Source organism: Cellulomonas sp. B6, assembly GCF_001462455.1.
Taxonomy (GTDB): domain Bacteria; phylum Actinomycetota; class Actinomycetes; order Actinomycetales; family Cellulomonadaceae; genus Cellulomonas.
This window is the reverse complement of the sequence record NZ_LNTD01000075.1, coordinates 1-18,869: the sequence shown is the minus strand read 5'-3', so window position 1 is coordinate 18,869 and position 18,869 is coordinate 1. Positions and strand designations below refer to the sequence as shown.

The window sequence follows — 18,869 nt, the reverse complement described above, 5'->3', positions numbered from 1 at the left end:
CCTTCAGCGCCGATGGTACTGCACTCGCCAGGGTGTGGGAGAGTAGGACGCCGCCGGACAATCATTCAACGAAAGGCCCACCCCTCACGGGGTGGGCCTTTCGTCGTTCACCGCTTCCTCGGGGCGGCGAGCCGTGAACCTCGCGTTCACGGCTGCCGTGCTCCGAGCGGACGACGCCACAGCGACGGCGGTCCCGCGGTGCTGCAGCGCGCCCACGTGCGTGCGTCGCGGCTGCGGCGGATGCGAACATGGTGCGCGGACAAGACGACGGGGAGTACAGATGAACAGCGACGTGCCCACCAGCTCGGGCGACGACCGACCGTTGCGGCGTGGCGGATCCGCCGACCGGTCACGTGGGTCAGGCGCGCCCCGCGGCGGCCGTGGGACCGGCGATCGCGCCGGTGGTTCCGGGGCGTGGTCGCCGCGCGGTGAAGCGCGGTCGGACCGTCCGCGCGGCGGGCGTGGAGAGGCCGGCTCCTCGAGCGGAGCGCGGGGTGGAGGCGGCGCGTCGAGCGGCCGCGTCCCGTCGCGGGGTGGCACGTGGTCGCGTGACGGGTCGGGCGGGGGTGCGCCCCGGCGCGAGGGCTCCGACGAGCGTCCTTCGCGCGGACGCTCCGCGGGCGGTCCCGAGCAGGGCCGTGGGCGGTCGACCGCGTGGGGCGGCTCGGCGGTGCGCCCGGCGCGCGAGGGCGTGCCCGGGCGGGCGTCACGCGGGGTGACTCCCGAGCGTCCTGCTCGTGGCGGTGACGGTGCGGCACGTGGCGCGTGGTCGTCAGGACGGCCCGAGCGCGGCGGCGGGGCGTCGCGTGCCGTCGGTGGCTCCGGGCGTCCGGTGTCGCCGTCACGACGACCGGCGGGTGAGGCAGGGAGCACGGGGGGCCAGTCGCGTGCCCGTTCCTTCGGGTCGCGTGACGCTGGCGACGAGCGGCGTGCCCGTCAGGGTGGCGATCGCCCGTGGTCGGGCGCCGGCGCCGAGCGCCGCGGTCCCGCCGCCCCGAGCACCGGAGACAGGAGCCGTCCGGCATCCGGCGGGCGCGACGGTCGACCGAGCACGAGCGGGTTCGGCCGTCCGGGAGGAACGAGCCGTTGGAGCGCCGGCCAGGTCCGCGACGAGCGCGGGAGCATGGGTGACGACCGCCGCGGTGGTGCACGTCCCTTCCGTGACGGCGGCGCGCGGCCCTCACGTGGTGCGGCGGCAGGGCCGTCGCGCGACGGTGGCCAGCGGCGGTTCGACGACGGTGGCGCGCGTCCCGTCCGCGACGCGTCCGCGCGTCCGCAGCGGGAGGGCGGGCCTCGCGGCTCTCGCCCCGATCGCCCGTCGGGGCGCCCGCTGCGTGCCGGCGCGGGACGCCCGCTGCGTCCCGGTGCGGGTGGCGCACCCCGCCGCGTCGACGACGCTCCGGAGCACGTCGAGCGCGTGCCCGCCCCGCCGCTGCCCGAGGACGTCACCTTCTCGCTGCTCGACCGCGACGTGCGCGGTCGTCTGCGCACGCTGAGCAAGGAGAACGCCGACCGTGTCGGCCGTCACCTGGTGATGGTCGGGCGGTTGATCGACGAGGACCCCGAGGCCGCGTACGAGCACGCTCAGGCGGCCGTGCGTCGTGCGGGGCGCGTCGACGTCGTCCGGGAGGCCGCGGGGCTCGCCGCCTACCGCACCGGGCGGTTCGCGGAGGCGCTGCGCGAGCTGCGGACGGTGCGCCGGCTGAACGGCTCGTCCGAGCACCTTCCCGTGATGGCCGACGCCGAGCGCGGTCTCGGGCGCCCCGAGCGCGCGATCGCACTCTCGCAGGAGCCGGAGGCCGCGCAGCTGGACCGCGAGGCACGCGTCGAGCTCGCGATCGTGGTGAGCGGCGCGCGGCTCGACCTCGGCCAGCCCGAGGCCGCCGTGGCGGCCCTCTCGGGCGATCTCGTCCAGGGGCTCACCGGACTCGTCGCGGCGCGCGTGGCGCAGGCGCGCTCGACGGCGTTGACCGCGTCGGGTCGGCACGAGGACGCGGCGGCCGAGCTGGCCGCGTTCCCGCAGCGTCTGCTCGACGAGGCCGCGGGCGAGCCGGACCAGGACGACGTGGTCGTCTACGACCTCGTCGAGGACGACGACCACCCCGGCGCGGACGTCGCGCCCGCGGACGAGACCGCAGCGGGCGGCGCGGACGAGGGCACGGGGGCGGACGAGGGCACGGGGGCGGACGACGCCGGGACGTCACCGGACGTCGATGACGCCGCTCACCTCGAGGCGGGTCCGGCGACGACGACCGACGAGGGAGAGCGATGAGCGCCCGCGGACTGCTGGGCTGCGACCAGCCGCTCGCCACCCGGTACGACCTCGCCCTGGTCGACCTCGACGGCGTCGCCTACCGCGGCCACGAGCCGATCGACGGCGCCGCCGAGGGGCTGGCGCAGGCGCGCGCGGCGGGCATGCGTCTCGTCTTCGTCACGAACAACGCGTCCCGGGAGCCCGAGACGGTCGCGGAGCAGCTCACGGGCCTGGACATCCCGACCCGCGCCGACGAGGTGATGACGGCCGCCCAGGCCGCCGCCGAGCTGCTCGCGACCCGCGTCGAGCCGGGTGCGCCGGTCCTCGTCGTCGGCGGCGCCGGCCTGCACACCGCCGTCCTCGCCAAGGGGTACCGCGTCGTCACCTCGGCCGACGACGCGCCCGTGGCCGTCGTGCAGGGGTTCGCACCCGACCTCGGGTGGGCGGACCTCGCCGAGGCGGCGTACGCCGTGCAGCGCGGCGCCTGGCACGTCGCGTCCAACCTCGACCTCAGCCTGCCGACCGCGCGCGGCTTCGCCCCGGGCAACGGTTCGCTCGTGGGCGCCGTCCGCGCCGCCACCGGTGTCGATCCCGCCAGCGCGGGCAAGCCGTCGCCCACCATGTATCGGCTCGCGGTCGCACGGGCCGGCGCGAGCGCGCCCCTCGTCGTCGGCGACCGGCTCGACACCGACCTCGCCGGTGCGCGCGCGGGCGACATGCCCGGGCTGCACGTGCTCACGGGCGTCAGCACCGCGCGCGACGCCGTCCTCGCGGCGCCGGGGGAGCGGCCGCACTACCTCGCCGCCGACCTGCGGGCGCTGCTGGTGCCGCACCCCGAGCCCTCGCTCGACGACGGGTGGTGGGTGTGCCGCGGCGCGGCCGCCCGCGTCGTGGACGGTGCGCTCGATCTGCACGGGACGCCGACCGACGCCGTCGACCTGGTGCGCGCCGCGTGCGCGGCGGCGTGGGACGCGGCCGACGCCGGTGCCACGCTCGACCCCGCGCGGGTGCCCGAGCTGGGCTGACGCTCGCGCGCGCCCACGGCCGCGTCCCTCGGGCGCCTGTGGGTGACGCGCGGCCCGTGTCGCACGCGGCGGGTAGCGTGGACGAGCGCCGCCCGCCGGTGCCCGCGGTGAGCCGTGGCACGGCGACCGGACCAGAGCCTGGAGGACGAGACGTGAGCGAAGCCGTGCAGCAGCCCGGTCGAGGTGGTGCCGTACCCACCCCGGGAGCCGTCGTCGCTGCCGCGCTGGCGCGCGACGTGGCTCCCGCCGAGGCGGCGAGCGGTGCGGACGACGCCGTCGAGGAGGCGCTGCGCCTGCTCGACGGCGTCGAGGAGCTCGAGCTCGCCGCCCAGGTGACGACGTTCGAGTCCGTGCACCGTGCGCTCCAGGACCGGTTGGCGGACGCCGAGGGATGACCGTGACGACGACGAGGGCCCGGCTCGACGCCGAGCTCGTGCGACGCGGGCTCGCGCGCTCGCGCGGCCACGCCGCCTCGCTGCTCGCCGCCGGGCGCGTGCGCGTGGACGGCGCGACCGCGTCCCGCGCGGCCACGGCGGTCGAGCCGGACCAGACGGTGACCGTCGACGTCGACCCCGCGGACCGCGGGTACGCGTCGCGCGCCGCGCACAAGCTCGCGGACGCGCTCGACGCGTTCGGCTCGCTCGGTCCGGACCCCGCAGGGCGCACGTGCCTCGACGCGGGCGCCAGCACCGGGGGCTTCACGGACGTCCTGCTCCGGCGCGGTGCGCGCCGGGTCGTCGCGGTCGACGTCGGGCACGGCCAGCTCGTCGACCGGCTGCGCGACGACCCGCGCGTCGAGGTCCGCGAGCACGTCAACGTCCGGGACCTCGTCGCCGGCGACGTCGCACCGGCGCCCGGGCTGGTCGTCGCCGACCTCTCGTTCATCTCGCTCACGCTCGTCGTCGCACCGCTGCTCGCCGTCGCGGCGCCGGGCGCGGACCTGGTCCTCCTCGTCAAGCCGCAGTTCGAGGTCGGACGCGAGCGGCTCGGGTCGCAGGGGGTCGTGCGCGACCCGCGGCTGTGGCACGACGCCCTGACCGGGGTCGTCACGTGCGCCCGGGACGCCGGTGCCGTGGTCCGGGACGTGCGTCCGAGCACGCTGCCCGGCGCCCACGGCAACGTCGAGTTCGTGCTGTGGCTGCGCGCCGGTGCGGACGGCGCGGGGCCGGTGGCGGAGCCGGTGCCGGAGATCGACGTGCAGCAGGCGGTGGCCGACGCCGTCGACCGTGCCCGACGAGCAGGAGAGAGCTCATGACACGCCGTGCCCTGCTGGTGCGCCACAGCGGACGGCCCGAGGCGCTCGCCGCGACCGACGCCGTGGTCCGCGCGCTGCGCGCCGCCGACGTCGAGCCCGTGACCGCCACGCGCGACACCACGCCCGGCGGGCTGCCCGACTTCGAGCTCGCGGTGGTCCTGGGCGGTGACGGCACGATCCTGCGCGCGGCCGAGCTGACACGCGGCACGGACGTGCCGCTGCTCGGGGTCAACCTCGGGCACGTCGGCTTCCTGGCCGAGATCGAGCCGGCCGACGTCGAGACGGCGGTGCAGCGCCTGACCGCGGGCGACTACGCGGTCGAGGAGCGCACGACGCTCGACCTGCGCGTGATCGGGGCCGACGGCACCGTCGAGGGCTGCTGGGCGCTCAACGAGGCGGCGCTCGAGAAGACCGACCCCGCGCGCATGATCGAGGTCGTCATCGAGGTCGATGGCCGGCCGCTGTCCTCGTTCGGCAGCGACGGGCTCGTCGTGGCGACCGCGACCGGCTCGACCGCGCACGCGTTCTCCGCCGGCGGTCCCGTCGTGTGGCCCGACGTCCGCGGCATGGTGATGGTCCCGCTCGCCGCGCACACGCTGTTCGCGCGGCCGCTGGTGCTCGGACCCAGCAGCGTCCTCGCGGTCGAGATCATCGACCGCTCGCCGTCGCCGGCCGTCGTCACGTGCGACGGCAGGCGTCAGCACGCGGTCCCGCGCGGCGCCCGCCTCGAGGTGCGCGTGAGCGACGTGCCCGTGCGGTTCGCGCGGCTCAACCCGGCGCCGTTCACCACGCGCCTGGTGCAGAAGTTCGACCTGCCGGTGGTGGGCTGGCGCGGCGCGGCCCACGAGGACGAGGACGGTGCGGGGTGATCGACGAGATCCGGATCGACGACCTGGGCGTCATCGGGCGCGCGCACGTGCGGCTGGGCCCGGGGCTGACCGTCCTGACGGGCGAGACCGGGGCCGGCAAGACGATGGTGCTGACGGCCCTCGGCCTGCTGCTCGGCGGGCGCGCCGACCCCGCGACGGTGCGCACGGGTGCGAGCGGTGCGTCCGTCGAGGGCCGTGTGCTGCTGCCCGAGGACTCCGCGGCGCTCGCCCGGGCCCGCGAGGCGGGTGCCGACGTCGACGACGACGGCACGCTCGTCGTGCTGCGCACGGTCGGCGCGGGGACGCCCGACTCGCCGGGCCGGTCCCGCGCGCACCTGGGCGGGCGCTCGGTGCCGCAGGGCGTCCTCGCCGAGATCGCCGAGGAGCTGGTGACGGTGCACGGCCAGGCCGACCAGGTGCGGCTGCGCTCGTCCGCGCGCCAGCGTGCCGCACTGGACGCCTTCGCCGGCCCGCGGCACGCCGAGGTGCTGACCGCGCACGCCGACGCGTGGGCGCACCGCGCGCGGGTGCGGGCCGAGCTCGACGACCTGGTGGCGCGCGCGCAGGAGCGCACGCGCGAGGCCGAGCTGCTGCGGCTCGGCCTCGCCGAGGTCGAGAGGGTCGACCCGCAGCCGGGGGAGGACCTCGACCTCGCGGCCGAGGCCGAGCGGCTCGGGCACGCCGAGGACCTGCGCGCGGCGGCGGCGGGCGCCCACGTCGCGCTCGTCGGTGACGAGGACGTGGCCGACGGCGGTGCCTCCGCGACGCTGCTCGTCGAGGACGCGCGTCGTCAGCTCGAGCAGGCCGGTCACCACGACGCCGCGCTCGCGGCCCTGGCGGTGCGCGCCGCCGAGGCCGGGTACCTGCTCGCGGACGTCGCGGCCGAGCTGTCCGCGTACGTCCAGGACCTGCAGGCCGACCCCGCCCGCCTGGACGCCGTGCAGCGCCGGCGGGCCGAGCTCACGGCGCTGACGCGCAGCTACGGCGAGGACGTCGCCGCGGTGCTGGCGTGGTCGCAGGACGCGTCGCGTCGCCTGCTCGCGCTCGACGGCGGGCAGGAGCGCGTCGACGAGCTGCGCGCGCGGTGCGCCGAGCTCGACGCGACCGTCGCCGAGCTCGCCGGGACGATCACCGCGACGCGGACGGAGGCCGCCGGGCGCCTCGCCGCGGCGGTGACCGAGGAGCTGGCGGGGCTCGCGATGGCCGGCGCGCGGCTCGAGGTCGCGGTGCGGCCCGCCGACGACCCCGGCGCGCACGGCGCCGACCACGTCGAGATGCTGCTCGTCCCGCACCAGGGCGCCCCCGCGCGCCCGCTCGGCAAGGGCGCCTCGGGCGGTGAGCTCTCGCGCGTCATGCTCGCGCTTGAGGTCGCGCTGGCCACGGCCGAGGGCTCGGGGGCCGCGACGCCCGGCACGTTCGTGTTCGACGAGGTCGACGCGGGCGTCGGCGGGCGCGCCGCGACGCAGATCGGGGAGCGGCTCGCCCGGCTCGCAGGCGGCACGCAGGTGCTCGTCGTCACGCACCTCGCCCAGGTCGCCGCGTTCGCCGACCGGCACCTGGTGGTCACGAAGTCCGTCGCGGACGGCGTCGACGTCGTCACCGAGTCCGACGTGCGGGAGGTCGACGGCGAGGACCGGGTGCGCGAGCTCGCCCGCATGCTGTCGGGTCAGGACGACTCGGAGGCGGCGCGCGCGCACGCGGCCGAGCTCCTGGCCCAGTCCGTGGGACGATGACCCCCGATGAGAGTCTCCCTGCGCCGCCGTACGTCCGCGACCGATGATGCCGAGATCGTCGGGCCGCTCCGCGTCGACCCCCGGACGAAGACGCTGACCAAGCGTCTCAAGCCCGGCGACATCGCCGTGATCGACCACCTCGACCTCGACCGCGTGTCCGCCGAGGCGCTGCTGGCCTGCCGGCCGGCCGCCGTGCTCAACGCGGCACGCTCGACGTCCGGGCGATACCCGAACCTCGGGCCCGACATCCTGGTGAGCGCCGGGATCCCGCTCGTCGACGACCTCGGCCCCGACGTCATGGCGCTGACCGAGGGGCGCGTCCTGCGCATCGTCGACGGCGCGGTGCATGACGGCGACACGCTCGTCGCCGAGGGTGTCGCGCAGACGCCGGAGACGGTCGCCGCCGCGATGGAGGAGGCGCGCGCCGGGCTGTCGGTGCAGCTCGAGTCGTTCGCCGCCAACACGATGGACTACCTGCGGCGCGAGCGTGAGCTCCTGCTCGACGGCGTCGGCGTGCCCGACATCGACACGCGCATCGACGGCCGGCAGGTGCTGATCGTCGTGCGCGGGTACCACTACAAGGAGGACCTCGTCACGCTCCGTCCGTACATCCGTGAGTACCGCCCGGTGCTCATCGGGGTGGACGGCGGCGCGGACGCGATCCTCGAGGCCGGCTGGCGGCCCGACATGATCGTCGGGGACATGGACTCGGTGTCGGACCGCGCGCTGCGCTGCGGTGCGGAGATCGTCGTGCACGCCTACCGCGACGGCCGCGCGCCCGGCATCACGCGCGTCGAGCAGCTCGGCGTGCCGCACGTCGTGTTCCCCGCGACCGGCACGAGCGAGGACGTCGCGATGCTGCTCGCCGACGACAAGGGCGCCGAGCTCATCGTCGCCGTCGGCACGCACGCCACGCTCGTGGAGTTCCTCGACAAGGGCCGCTCCGGCATGGCCAGCACCTTCCTGACCCGGCTGCGCGTCGGCGGCAAGCTCGTCGACGCCAAGGGCGTCTCGCAGCTGTACCAGCACCGCATCTCGAACCTGCAGCTCACGCTGCTCGTGCTCGCGGGACTGCTCGCGCTCGGCGTCGCGCTCGCGTCGACCGCCGCCGGGCAGACCCTCATCGGCCTCGTGGGCGCGCGCATGGACGACCTCGTGTCGTGGGCCGGTTCGCTGTTCGGCGGATCGACGTGACGCGAGCCGGTGCGCCGACGGTCACCGCCGTCGCGCACCCCGGCCCCACGCCCGCACGCCCCGCCGCGACCCGTCGCGCACCCGACCGAGAGCACCCCACCCCGTGATCGACTTCCGGTACCACATCGTCTCGCTCATCTCCGTCTTCCTGGCTCTTGCCGTCGGCATCGCCCTCGGCGCCGGGCCGCTCAAGGAGACGATCGGTGACACCTTGACCGGCCAGGTCGAGGTGCTGCGCACCGAGAAGGAGGACCTGCGTGCGCAGCTCGACGCCACGGGCGGCGACCTCGCGGCCGTCGAGGCCTACGCCGCCGCGTCCGGCGACCGGCTGCTGCCGGGCACGCTGACGGACCGCCGCGTCGCGCTCGTGCTGCTCGACGAGGTCCCGGCGGCCGAGGTCGAGGGCCTCACGGACCGCCTCACGCGCGCCGGTGCGACCGTCTCGGCCACGGCCACGGTCAACGACACCTGGACCGACCCGAGCCTGGCGACGTACCGGCGCACCCTCGCGGGCACGCTCGTCTCCTACCTCGCCGCTCCGCCGGCCGCCGACGCCGGGACGGACGTCGAGCTGGCCGAGGCGCTCGTCTCGGGGCTGACCGGCGCCGACTCGACGTCGCCCGACACGCTCTCGGAGAACGCGGCGTCGCTGCTCGACGTGCTCGCCGAGGGCGACCGCGCGCTGGTCTCGTTCGCGCAGGACGTCACGCGCCCGGCCGACGCGGTCGTCGTGGTCGTCGGCACCGCGCGCGCCGCCTCCGGCGCGACACCGTCGCCGGACGCCGTGGCCGCGGCCACGCAGGCGCACCTCGCGGTCGCCTCGGCCGCGCAGCGGCTCTCCGAGGGCGCCGTCCTGGCCGGCAACACCCGCAGCGGCGACAGCCTCGTGGCGGCGGCGCGCGCGGACGGCGACCTGACCGGTGCTCTCACGACCGTCGCCGACGCGACGACCGTCGCCGGGCAGGTGGTCGTGCCGCTCGCGCTCGCGACCAGCATCGCCGGGCAGCCGGCGCACTACGGCTACGGCGACGGCCTCACGCCGCTGCCCCCGGCCGTGCAGCTGACGCCGGTGGACCGCACCCCCGCGGTGCCGGGCGGCGACGCGGCCCCGACGGGTGAGGGCGGCGAGCCGACCGCGCCCGAGGGCGAGGGCGGTGCACCCGCCGGCGACGACGGCGGTGCCGGGTGAGCGTCGCGCGTCGCCTGGGGGCGGCGTTCGGTGCCGCGAGCGTCACGTCGGCCGTCCGTGGCGCGCTCGACTGGCAGCCGCCGGGCGGTGCCGCGACGTGGACGCGTACCAACCACCGCGGTGAGCCCGTGAGCCTGCTGGAGGGTCCCTCGCTCGCGCTCGGCGTGCTCGCCGGCGCGCTCGTGGGCGCCGGTGGCGCGCGTGCGACCGCCGCCGCCGCGGTCGCCGTCGCGGGCTCCGGGGCGTTCGGGCTCGTCGACGACCTGCGCGAGGACACCTCGACCCGCACGAAAGGGCTGCGCGGGCACCTCGGCGCGCTGGCGCACGGCCGCCTGACCACCGGTGGTCTCAAGGTCCTCGGGATCGGCGCGAGCGCGCTGGCCGCCGCGGCGCTGGCCCCGCCCGCCGGCGGTGCCGCCGCACGGCCCGTGGCCCGCGTCGCCGACACCCTCGCGTCCACGGCCCTCGTCGCGGGCACCGCGAACCTCGTCAACCTGCTCGACCTGCGCCCGGGCCGCGCGCTCAAGGCGTCGGCGCTCGTCGCGGCGCCGCTGGTCGCGACGCCCGGCGGCGGGGTCGCCGCGGCGGTGCTGGGTGCCGCCTCGAGCGCCGTCGAGGCCGACCTCGCCGAGACCGACATGCTCGGGGACTCGGGCGCCAACGCCCTGGGCGCCGCGCTCGGCACGGCACTCGTGCTCGGTGCGCCCCGCCAGGTGCGCCTCGGTGCGCTGGCCGTCGTCGTCGGCCTCACGCTGGCGAGCGAGCGCGTCAGCTTCACGCGCGTCATCGAGCGCACGCCCGTGCTGCGCGATCTCGACGCGTGGGGCCGCCGCCCCGCGCACGTCCCGGCCGCGGCCGGCCGCGCGGCGGGCCGCGACGCGGCATGAGCGGGCGGCTGCGCCGCACGCTGCAGGGGTTGCTCGGCGCCGCGGCGCTGATCGCCGTCGTCACGGTCGTCAGCCGCGCGCTCGGGCTCGTGCGCACGCTCGTGCTCAACGCGACGGTCGGCTCGGAGAGCATCGCCGACGCCTACAACGCCGCCAACCTGCTGCCGAACATGCTGTTCGAGGTCGCCGCAGGCGGTGCGCTCGCCGGTGCGGTGGTCCCGCTGCTCGCGGCACCGGTGGCCCGTGCCGACCGGGAGCAGGTCGGGCGCATGGTGTCGGCCGCGCTCGGCTGGGTGCTGCTGGTGCTGGTTCCCCTCGGTGGCCTGCTCGCGGCGCTGAGCGGCGTCGTCGGGGCGTACGCGGGCAAGGGTGACCCCGTGATGGCCGCCACCGTCCGCTACTTCGTCCTCGTGTTCGCGGTGCAGGTACCGGTCTACGGCCTCACGGTGCTGCTGTACGGCGTGCTGCAGGCGCATCGCAGGTTCTTCTGGCCGGCCTTCGCGCCCGTGCTGAACTCGGCCGTCCTCATCGCGACCTTCGCGGTCTACGGCTCCCTCGCGCGCGGCGAACGGGTGGACCCGACGGCGCTGCCGTCCGGGGCGCTCGACCTGCTCGCGTGGGGCACCACGGCCGGTGTCCTGGCGATGCTGCTGCCGGTGCTGCTGCCCGCCCGGCGGCTGGGGGTGCGGCTGCGGCCGACGCTGCGGTTCCCCGACGACGCCGGACGGCGCTTCCGAGCCCTCGGCCTCGCCGGCGTCGGGTCGGTCGCGGCGCAGCAGCTCTCGGTTCTCGCCGTGTGGCTCGTCGCGAACGGCCTGCTGCCGAGCGACGGGCGCGGCTACTCGGCCATCGTGTACGCGCAGCAGGTCTACCTGCTGCCGTACGCGGTGCTCGTGGTCCCGCTGGCCACCTCCACCTTCCCGCGCGTCGCGGCGCACGCCGCGGCGGGGGACGCGCGACGCTTCGCCGCCACGTCCGCGGTCACCACGCGGGCGGTTCTGCTGGTCGGCGCGCTCGGCGCCGCGGCGGTCCTGGCCGGGGGGCAGGCGGTCGCGACCCTGTTCGCGCGGATCACCCCGGGCCGGGGCTCGGGCCTCCTCGAGGCGATGGACGTGCTCCTCACCTGGATGCCGGCGGGCGTGGTCGGCCTCGCGGTGATGTTCCACGTCTCCCGCACGCTGTACGCCGTCGAACGGGCGCGGGCCGCGATCACGACCAACGTGGTGGGCTGGGGCACCCTCGCGGTGCTGGCACCGCTGCTGGCCGTGCTCGCGGGCGGCGCCGACCCCGTGGGCGTGCTGCGGGCGATCGGCCTGGCCACGACGGTCGGGATGGCTGCGGGTGGGCTGGCAGCCGTCGTCGCGCTGCGACGCGCGGCGGGGCGGGACGCGCTCGCGGGCCTGGGGCGCACCGCCGTGGTCGCGCTCCTGGCCGGCGCGGCCGGTGCGCTCGCGGGACGCGCCGTGGCGACGACGGTCCTGCGGCTGGTGGGTGACGACGTCTGGAGCGCCACCGGTGCGGCGGCCGGCGGTGCGGTCGTCGCGGTGACCGTGGTGGTGTGCGCGGTCGCGCTGCTCGACCGCGGCACGCTCCTGGGGGTGCTCAGCGTCGAGCGCGCCGAGACGGGGGTGACGACCGCGTCGGCGCCTGCCCCGACCGCCGCGACAGACCCGCCCGCCGGACCTGTCCCGCCGGTGGTGTGAGCCGGTCGACCGGGCGGGACGTGGTGGGGACCTACGAGGTGGGCCCGACGTCCGGTAGGGTGGAAGCCCGTGATGGATCGCGCACATCGACTCTCCGGGCGGTCGGACAACCTGACCCGGCACATCTTCGTCACGGGGGGCGTCGCCTCCTCACTGGGGAAGGGACTGACGGCCAGCAGCCTCGGTCGCCTGCTCCGCTCGCGGGGCCTGCGGGTCACGATGCAGAAGCTCGACCCGTACCTCAACGTCGACCCCGGGACGATGAACCCGTTCCAGCACGGTGAGGTGTTCGTCACCGAGGACGGTGCCGAGACGGACCTCGACGTCGGCCACTACGAGCGGTTCCTCGACGTGAACCTCGTCGGCTCGGCCAACGTCACGACCGGCCAGGTCTACTCGAACGTCATCGCCAAGGAGCGCCGCGGCGAGTACCTCGGCGACACCGTGCAGGTCATCCCGCACATCACCGACGAGATCAAGGAGCGCATGCGCTCGCAGGCGTCGGACGACGTCGACGTGATCATCACGGAGATCGGCGGCACGGTCGGCGACATCGAGTCGCAGCCGTTCCTCGAGGCCGCGCGTCAGGTGCGTCACGACCTGGGCCGCGACAACGTGTTCTTCCTGCACGTGTCGCTGCTGCCGTACATCGGCCCGTCGGGCGAGCTCAAGACCAAGCCCACGCAGCACTCGGTCGCGGCCCTGCGCAGCATCGGCATCCTGCCCGACGCGATCGTGCTGCGCGCCGACCGCGAGGTCCCCGAGTCGATCAAGCGCAAGATCGCGCTGTTCTGCGACGTCGACGTCGACTCGGTCGCGATCGCGCGCGACGCGTCGAGCATCTACGACATCCCGCGCGTGCTGCACGCCGAGGGCCTCGACGCGTACGTCGTGCAGCGCCTGGGCCTGCCGTTCCGGGACGTCGAGTGGAGCGGCTGGCAGGACCTGCTGCGCCGCGTGAACACCCCCGCGCACCACGTCGAGGTCGCGCTCGTCGGCAAGTACATCGACCTGCCCGACGCGTACCTCTCGGTGACCGAGGCGCTGCGCGCCGGCGGGTTCCACCACGACGCGCGCGTCACGATCCGCTGGGTGACGTCGGACGACTGCCAGACGCCCGCGGGCGCGCAGGAGGCGCTGGGCGGCGTGGACGCCGTGCTCGTGCCCGGCGGGTTCGGCGTGCGCGGCATCGAGGGCAAGCTCGGCGCGCTGCGCTGGGCGCGCGAGCACCAGGTGCCCACGCTCGGCCTGTGCCTCGGCCTGCAGTGCATGGTCATCGAGTACGCGCGCAACGTCGTGGGCCTCGAGGGCGCGTCGTCCTCGGAGTTCGAGCCCGACTCGCCGCACCCGGTCATCGCGACGATGGCCGAGCAGCTCGCGATCGTCGACGGCGCGGGCGACATGGGCGGGACGATGCGTCTGGGCGCCTACGACGCGACGCTCGTTCCGGGGTCCGTCGTCGCCGAGGCGTACGGCACCGAGCAGGTGTCCGAGCGCCACCGCCACCGGTACGAGGTCAACAACGCCTACCGCGAGCAGCTCGAGGCCGCGGGCCTCGTGATCTCGGGCGTCTCGCCCGACTCCTCGCTCGTGGAGTTCGTCGAGCTGCCGCGCGAGCAGCACCCGTTCTACGTCGCGACGCAGGCGCACCCCGAGTTCAAGTCCCGCCCGACGCGTGCGCACCCGCTGTTCGCGGGCCTCGTGGGCGCGGCCCTCGCGGCGCGGAACCCCGCGTGAGCGAGCACCGGCTGGTCGACGTCCCGCGGGAGCGGGACGTCGTCGAGCACCGGCTGCTGCACACCGGCCGCGTGTGGGACCTGGTGTCCGACACCGTGAGCCTCGACGACGGCGACGTCGTCCGCGAGTACGTCGACCACCCCGGCGCCGTCGCGGTGGTCGCGCTCGACGAGCAGGACCGCGTGCTGCTGCTGCAGCAGTACCGCCACCCGGTGCGGCACGAGCTGTGGGAGCCGCCCGCCGGCCTGCTCGACGTCGAGGGCGAGGACCTCGTGACGGCGGCCGCGCGCGAGCTCGCCGAGGAGGCGGACCTCGTGGCCGGCCGGTGGTGGCGGCTCGTGGAGTTCTTCAGCTCGCCCGGCGGCTCGGACGAGCGCATCACGGTGTTCCTGGCGCGCGACCTCACGGAGGTGCCCGCGGGGGAGCGCTACGTGCGCGGCGAGGAGGAGGCGTCGATGGTCCCCGTGTGGGTGCCGCTCGACGAGGCCGTCGCCGCCGTGCTCGCGGGGCGCCTGCACTGCCCGACGACGGTCACGGGGGTCCTCGCCGCGTCGGCCGCGCGTGCGGCCGGGTGGTCGACCCTGACCGAGGTCACGCCCGCCTGAGCGGAGGAGTCAGCGCTGCGCCCCCGGACCTCGAGGTCCGGGGGCGCGGCGCGTCCGGCCCGTCGCGGGAGTCAGCGGCGCACGCGCAGCGTGCCGAGGAACAGCGCGAGCAGCGCCGTCAGCGCCGCGGCACCGAGCATGTGGAGGTTCACCAGGGCGATCGGCAGCCCCGTGAACAGCTGGACGTAGCCGACGAGCCCCTGCGCGAGCGTCACGCCCAGCAGCGCGAGCGCCGAGCGCAGCGCGCGGTCGGTGCCGACCGCGGCGGGTGCGACACCCGTCGTGCCGGCGACGCCCCGCGCGGGCTGCGCGAGCCCGTCGGCCCGCTCGTAGGCGGGGCCGACCGCTCGCCGGGCGCGCGCCAGCACCCCGATGACGACGCCGAGCGTCCCCACGAACGCCCACACCGACAGGGCGTGCACGCGGGCCATGACGTACGGGTCGACCGCGAACCGGTAGCCGACCTCGTCGTCGCCCGAGTGGGGCCCGGCCCCGGTGACGACGACGCCCAGCACGAGGACCACGACGCCGAGCCCCGCCAGCAGCCCCGCCAGCGCGCGGACCCGCGGGCCGACCACCGGGGTCGCGTCGCCGTCGCCCTCGCGCGTCCGGACCAGGAGCCACGCGGAGACGGCCACCAGGACCATCGAGATCAGGAAGTGCGACCCGACGACGGCCGGGTGCAGGTCGACCAGGACGGTGATGCCGCCCACGACCGCCTGGATCGCGACGCCGACGATCGGCGCCCACGCCCACGCGCGGTACGTGCTGGTGCGGTTTCGGTCGCGGCCCGCGAGCAGCGCCACCGCCACCGCGAGCACCACGAGCACGCCGGTGAGGGTGCGGTTCCCGAACTCGATGACGGGGTGGATGCCCATCTCGTCGTGGAACACCGGCGCGAACTGCCCGGGCTCGCACTGCGGCCACGTCGAGCAGCCGAGCCCCGAGCCGGTCAGGCGCACCGCGCCGCCGGTCACGACGATGAGGACCTGCGCGACGAGGTTCGCGACGACCGCGCGCATCGTCCAGCGGGGGCGCAGCCGCTCGAGCAGGGACGGTGCGGACGCGGGGGCGGGGACGGTGCCGGTCACGGGGTCCAGGGTAGGCGGCGCGCCGCCTGCCGTGGCCCGTGCGGGACGCCGCCGGGTGCGGTGTGCGTCTCAGTCGCGCCGCGGTGCGCGCGTCAGTGCCAGCGGAACAGGCGCGCGGTGAGCGCCCCGAGCACGAGGGTCCAGCCCGCGAGCACCAGCACGGGCACGACAGGGAGCGTGCCGTCGACGAGCGTGGCGCGCAGCACGTCGCCGAGCGCGCCCGAGGGCAGCCACGTCGCGACGGCCGCGACGGGACCCGGAAGCCGGTCGGCCGGCACGATGACGCCGCCGCCGAGAGCGAGCACGAGCAGCAGCAGGTTCGCCAGGGCGAGCACCGCCTCGGCGCGCAGCGTGCCCGCCACGAGCAGCGCGAGCCCCGTGAACGCGCCCGTGCCCAGCACCACGCCGACCAGCGCGAGCACGAGGCCGCCCGGGTCGGGGCGCCACCCGAGCGCGAGCGCCGCCGCGCCGATGACGACCACCTGCACGGCCTCGACCGCGAGCACGCCCAGCACCTTGCCCGCGAGCAGCCCGCCGCGCCCGAGCGGTGTGGTGGCCATGAGGCGCAGCACGCCGTTGCGGCGGTCGAACGCGGTCGCGATGGCCTGCGACGTGAACGACGCCGTCATGACGGCGAGCGCCAGGATCCCGGGGGCGAGGAAGTCGATGCGCGACGCGCCCGCGGTGTCGAGCTCGACGAACGTGCCCTGCACGAGCCCGACGAGCGCGAGGACGGGGACGATTGCGGTGACGAGCACCTGCTCGCCGTTGCGCAGGATCATGCGCGCCTCGAACGCGGCCTGCGCGAGCACCCGGCGTCGGGCGGGTGCGGGCCGGGGCACGGGCGCGGCCCGCTCGGCGGCGGCGGTCATCGCAGGCTCCGTCCGGTGAGGTCGAGGAACACGTCCTCGAGCGTGCGCCGGCCCGTGTCGAGCCGGGTCACGAGCACGTCGCGCTCCGCGAGCCACGTCGTGACCGCGGCGACCGTCGTGGGTCGCACGGGCCCGGTAACCGCGAACGAGGACGCGGACCGGTGCTCGACCGCGAACCCGGGACCGAGGCGTTCGCGCAGGCCGAGGGGGTCGACGTCGGCCGAGACGCGGACCACGAGCGTGCCGTCGTCGCCCGGCGTGCCGGTGCCTGACGCGAGCAGCTCCGGCACGCTGCCCTGCGCGATGACGGTGCCGTGGTCGACGACCACGACGTGGTCGGCGAGCCCCTCGGCCTCCTCCATGAGGTGCGTCGTCAGGAGGATCGCCGCACCGGTGTCGCGCAGCTCGCGCACCAGCTCCCACACCGCGAGCCGCGACTGCGGGTCCATGCCGGCGCTCGGCTCGTCGAGGAAGACGACGTGCGGCCGCCCGACGACGGCGACGGCGAGCGCGAGGCGCTGGCGCTGGCCGCCCGACAGCCGGCGGACCGTCGTGCGGGCGAACGCGTCGATGCCGAGGCGCTCGGCGAGCGCGTCGGTGGGCAGCGGGTCGGCGTACATGCGCGCGACGTGGTCGAGCATCTCGCGTGCGCGGACCCCCGTGGGCAGCCCGCCGTCCTGCAGCATCACGCCCACGCGGGGTCGCAGCGCGGGCCCGTCGGCGACCGGGTCGAGCCCCAGGACGCGGACCGTGCCCGCGTCGGGGGACCGCAGGCCCTCGCAGCACTCGACGGTCGTGGTCTTGCCCGCGCCGTTGGGGCCGAGCACGGCGGTCACCGCACCCGCGGGCGCGGTGAGGTCGAGGCCGTCGACCACGGCGCGCCCGTCGTACGACTTGACGAGACCGCGGACCTCGACGGCGGGGGAGTGCGGCACGTCGAGGGAGTCTAGGTGCTCCTCCCGGTGGGCGACGCGAGGAGTGGTCGGCGGTCGGCGCGTGGACACGCGCGCGACGACCCGGGACGTGCTCTAGCGTGTCCGCCCGGTGGGTCGCAGATGTCCCGATCGTCCCGCCACCGCGTGCGTCGCGCGCACGTCCCGTCGTCCGAGCAGGCAGGAGCCCCCGTGGTCACGTACCGCATCGACACGACGACCCTGCGGGAGGTGCCGCAGGACGTCGGGGCGACGTGGGAGCACGTCGAACGTCTCGAGGCCGGCGGCGAGGCGGGGGACGGCGGCCCGGCCGTGCCGTCCGGGGCGTGGCGCCCGATGCTGCGGCTCTCGCACGTGCTGCACTGGCGGGGCCGGCTCGACGATGCCGACCGACTCGTCGACGCCGTGCGCCGGGCGGCGGGCGCGGCGCACGACGCGCCGGGTGCGGGCGAGGCGGTGCGTCGGGACTGCGCGTCCGTGCTCGCGTTCGCCGACCAGGGTCAGGGCCGGGCGCGCTACGACGCGGGGCGGTACGCCGAGGCGGAGGCGCTCTTCGCGTCGGCGCTGGACCGGCGCACGCGCGAGGGGGCGCCGTCCGACCAGGTCGAGTCGAGCCGCATCTCGCTCGCGGCGGCCCGCGCGCGGCGGGCGGAGGGCGCGGCCACCCTGTGACCCACCTCACCGCGGCGCCGGCGTGGCGGGTCCGCGAAGGGTGACCTTGCTTGCGGGGATGGATTTCGGCAACAAGGATGTTGCCGATATCGGGTGCGCGTGCGCCCACCGGGTCGGGACGCCGCACGGCGAACCACCCGCCCACCGACGTCAGCGGGAGGTGCGCATGACCGGGTCCGCGACGAGCCGCCGGGCCGAGCGTGCCGCGCCCGACGCCGCTGTCGACCACGACGCGTCCACGCGCCGCCGGCTGCTGCAGCTCGTCGCCGCCGACGGACCCGTGAGCGCCGCCGACCTCGCCGGTGCGCTCGACCTGGCCGCGGCCGGCGTGCGGCGCCACCTGCAGGCGCTCGAGCAGGCCGAGCAGATCGCCGTCCACGAGGGCCCCGCCGCGAGCCGCGGCCGCGGCCGCCCCGCCCGCCGGTACGTCGTGACCGCGCAGGGCCAGGCCGCGCTCTCGCAGGGCTACGCCGAGATCGCCGCCGACGCGCTGCACTTCCTCGCGCACGCCGCCGGGCCCGAGGCGCTCGAGCGCTTCGCCGAGCACCGCGTGCGCGAGCTCGAGGACCGGCACGCCGCGACCGTCGAGGCCGCCGGGGGCGACGTCGCGGCCCGCGCCGAGGCGCTCGCGCTCGCGCTCGCGGGCGACGGCTACGCCGCGTCGGCGCGACCCGTGCCGGGCGCCTCGGCGGTCCAGCTCTGCCAGGGGCACTGCCCCGTGCAGGAGATCGCCGCCCAGTTCCCGCAGCTGTGCGAGGCCGAGACGCGTGCGTTCGGCCGCCTGCTGGGCGTGCACGTCCAGCGGCTGTCCACCCTCACGTCCGGCGGGCACGTGTGCACCACGAGCGTGC

17 protein-coding genes are annotated in these 18,869 nt (G+C 76.5%); 14 read left to right on the top strand and 3 right to left on the bottom strand.

Going from position 1 to position 18,869, the window contains the following annotated elements; all coding sequences use genetic code 11:
* Positions 1-1,417 precede the first annotated feature (1,417 nt).
* From ATM99_RS06925 to ATM99_RS06870, 12 genes are all read left to right on the top strand, one after another.
* Complete coding sequence (locus ATM99_RS06925; protein WP_223304850.1) at positions 1,418-2,272, top strand: hypothetical protein; 855 nt, start codon at positions 1,418-1,420, stop codon at positions 2,270-2,272.
* Positions 2,269-3,279, top strand: coding sequence for an HAD-IIA family hydrolase (locus ATM99_RS06920; protein ID WP_062102185.1), 1,011 nt, complete (start codon positions 2,269-2,271; stop codon positions 3,277-3,279). Before ATM99_RS06925 ends, ATM99_RS06920 begins: the two co-directional genes overlap by 4 nt.
* 152 nt (positions 3,280-3,431) lie before the next feature.
* The gene (locus ATM99_RS06915; protein WP_062102184.1) at positions 3,432-3,674 is read left to right on the top strand and encodes a hypothetical protein; all 243 of its coding nucleotides are present in this window, start codon (positions 3,432-3,434) and stop codon (positions 3,672-3,674) included.
* The gene (locus tag ATM99_RS06910) at positions 3,671-4,534 is read left to right on the top strand and encodes a TlyA family RNA methyltransferase (protein ID WP_062102183.1); all 864 of its coding nucleotides are present in this window, start codon (positions 3,671-3,673) and stop codon (positions 4,532-4,534) included. The genes ATM99_RS06915 and ATM99_RS06910 overlap by 4 nt, the downstream gene beginning before the upstream one ends.
* Complete coding sequence (locus ATM99_RS06905; RefSeq protein WP_062102182.1) at positions 4,531-5,403, top strand: NAD kinase; 873 nt, start codon at positions 4,531-4,533, stop codon at positions 5,401-5,403. Before ATM99_RS06910 ends, ATM99_RS06905 begins: the two co-directional genes overlap by 4 nt.
* Positions 5,400-7,136, top strand: a complete 1,737-nt coding sequence (recN, locus tag ATM99_RS06900; protein ID WP_062102181.1) for a DNA repair protein RecN — start codon at positions 5,400-5,402, stop codon at positions 7,134-7,136. The genes ATM99_RS06905 and recN overlap by 4 nt, the downstream gene beginning before the upstream one ends.
* A gap of 6 nt (positions 7,137-7,142) precedes the next feature.
* Entirely contained in the window at positions 7,143-8,330 is a 1,188-nt protein-coding gene (steA, locus tag ATM99_RS06895) for a putative cytokinetic ring protein SteA (RefSeq protein ID WP_062102180.1), read from the top strand.
* Between the two features lie 103 nt (positions 8,331-8,433).
* Positions 8,434-9,519, top strand: a complete 1,086-nt coding sequence (locus ATM99_RS06890; protein ID WP_062102179.1) for a copper transporter — start codon at positions 8,434-8,436, stop codon at positions 9,517-9,519.
* Positions 9,516-10,406 carry a hypothetical protein gene (locus ATM99_RS06885; protein ID WP_062102178.1) on the top strand — a complete coding sequence of 297 codons (891 nt, stop codon included), beginning with the start codon at positions 9,516-9,518 and terminating at the stop codon, positions 10,404-10,406. Before ATM99_RS06890 ends, ATM99_RS06885 begins: the two co-directional genes overlap by 4 nt.
* Positions 10,403-12,109, top strand: coding sequence for a murein biosynthesis integral membrane protein MurJ (gene murJ, locus ATM99_RS06880; protein WP_062102186.1), 1,707 nt, complete (start codon positions 10,403-10,405; stop codon positions 12,107-12,109). The genes ATM99_RS06885 and murJ overlap by 4 nt, the downstream gene beginning before the upstream one ends.
* A gap of 72 nt (positions 12,110-12,181) precedes the next feature.
* Complete coding sequence (locus tag ATM99_RS06875; protein WP_062102177.1) at positions 12,182-13,846, top strand: CTP synthase; 1,665 nt, start codon at positions 12,182-12,184, stop codon at positions 13,844-13,846.
* A complete protein-coding gene (locus ATM99_RS06870; RefSeq protein ID WP_062102176.1) occupies positions 13,843-14,451 on the top strand; it encodes an NUDIX domain-containing protein in 609 nt (202 codons plus the stop codon). Before ATM99_RS06875 ends, ATM99_RS06870 begins: the two co-directional genes overlap by 4 nt.
* A gap of 71 nt (positions 14,452-14,522) precedes the next feature.
* Here the strand turns inward: ATM99_RS06870 and ATM99_RS06865 are convergent, their stop codons facing one another.
* The 3 genes from ATM99_RS06865 to ATM99_RS06855 form a co-directional block, all read right to left on the bottom strand.
* On the bottom strand, positions 14,523-15,542 hold the full coding sequence (locus ATM99_RS06865) for a heme A synthase (protein ID WP_369798013.1): 1,020 nt from the start codon (positions 15,540-15,542) through the stop codon (positions 14,523-14,525).
* Positions 15,543-15,634: 92 nt separating this feature from the next.
* Positions 15,635-16,414: an ABC transporter permease gene (locus ATM99_RS06860; RefSeq protein WP_062102174.1), complete on the bottom strand. Its 780-nt coding sequence runs from the start codon at positions 16,412-16,414 to the stop codon at positions 15,635-15,637.
* Positions 16,411-17,349 (bottom strand): ABC transporter ATP-binding protein, encoded by a 939-nt coding sequence (locus ATM99_RS06855; protein WP_062102173.1) that lies wholly within the window; start codon positions 17,347-17,349, stop codon positions 16,411-16,413. The genes ATM99_RS06860 and ATM99_RS06855 overlap by 4 nt, the downstream gene beginning before the upstream one ends.
* Before the next feature lie 189 nt (positions 17,350-17,538).
* Here ATM99_RS06855 and ATM99_RS06850 point away from each other — a divergent pair, with 189 nt between their 5' ends.
* Together ATM99_RS06850 and ATM99_RS06845 are read left to right on the top strand one after the other, a co-directional pair.
* Complete coding sequence (locus tag ATM99_RS06850; RefSeq protein WP_062102172.1) at positions 17,539-18,018, top strand: hypothetical protein; 480 nt, start codon at positions 17,539-17,541, stop codon at positions 18,016-18,018.
* Positions 18,019-18,184: 166 nt separating this feature from the next.
* A partial coding sequence (locus ATM99_RS06845) for a metalloregulator ArsR/SmtB family transcription factor (RefSeq protein WP_062102171.1) occupies positions 18,185-18,869 on the top strand: 685 nt, incomplete at its 3' end.

Coding starts and splice junctions, on each gene's coding strand:
- ATM99_RS06910 (WP_062102183.1), top strand. CDS start 3,671: ATGACCGTGACGACGACGAGGGCCCGGCTCGACGCCGAGCTCGTGCGA.
- ATM99_RS06920 (WP_062102185.1), top strand. CDS start 2,269: ATGAGCGCCCGCGGACTGCTGGGCTGCGACCAGCCGCTCGCCACCCGG.
- ATM99_RS06905 (WP_062102182.1), top strand. CDS start 4,531: ATGACACGCCGTGCCCTGCTGGTGCGCCACAGCGGACGGCCCGAGGCG.
- murJ (WP_062102186.1), top strand. CDS start 10,403: ATGAGCGGGCGGCTGCGCCGCACGCTGCAGGGGTTGCTCGGCGCCGCG.
- ATM99_RS06860 (WP_062102174.1), bottom strand. CDS start 16,414: ATGACCGCCGCCGCCGAGCGGGCCGCGCCCGTGCCCCGGCCCGCACCC.
- ATM99_RS06875 (WP_062102177.1), top strand. CDS start 12,182: ATGGATCGCGCACATCGACTCTCCGGGCGGTCGGACAACCTGACCCGG.
- steA (WP_062102180.1), top strand. CDS start 7,143: ATGAGAGTCTCCCTGCGCCGCCGTACGTCCGCGACCGATGATGCCGAG.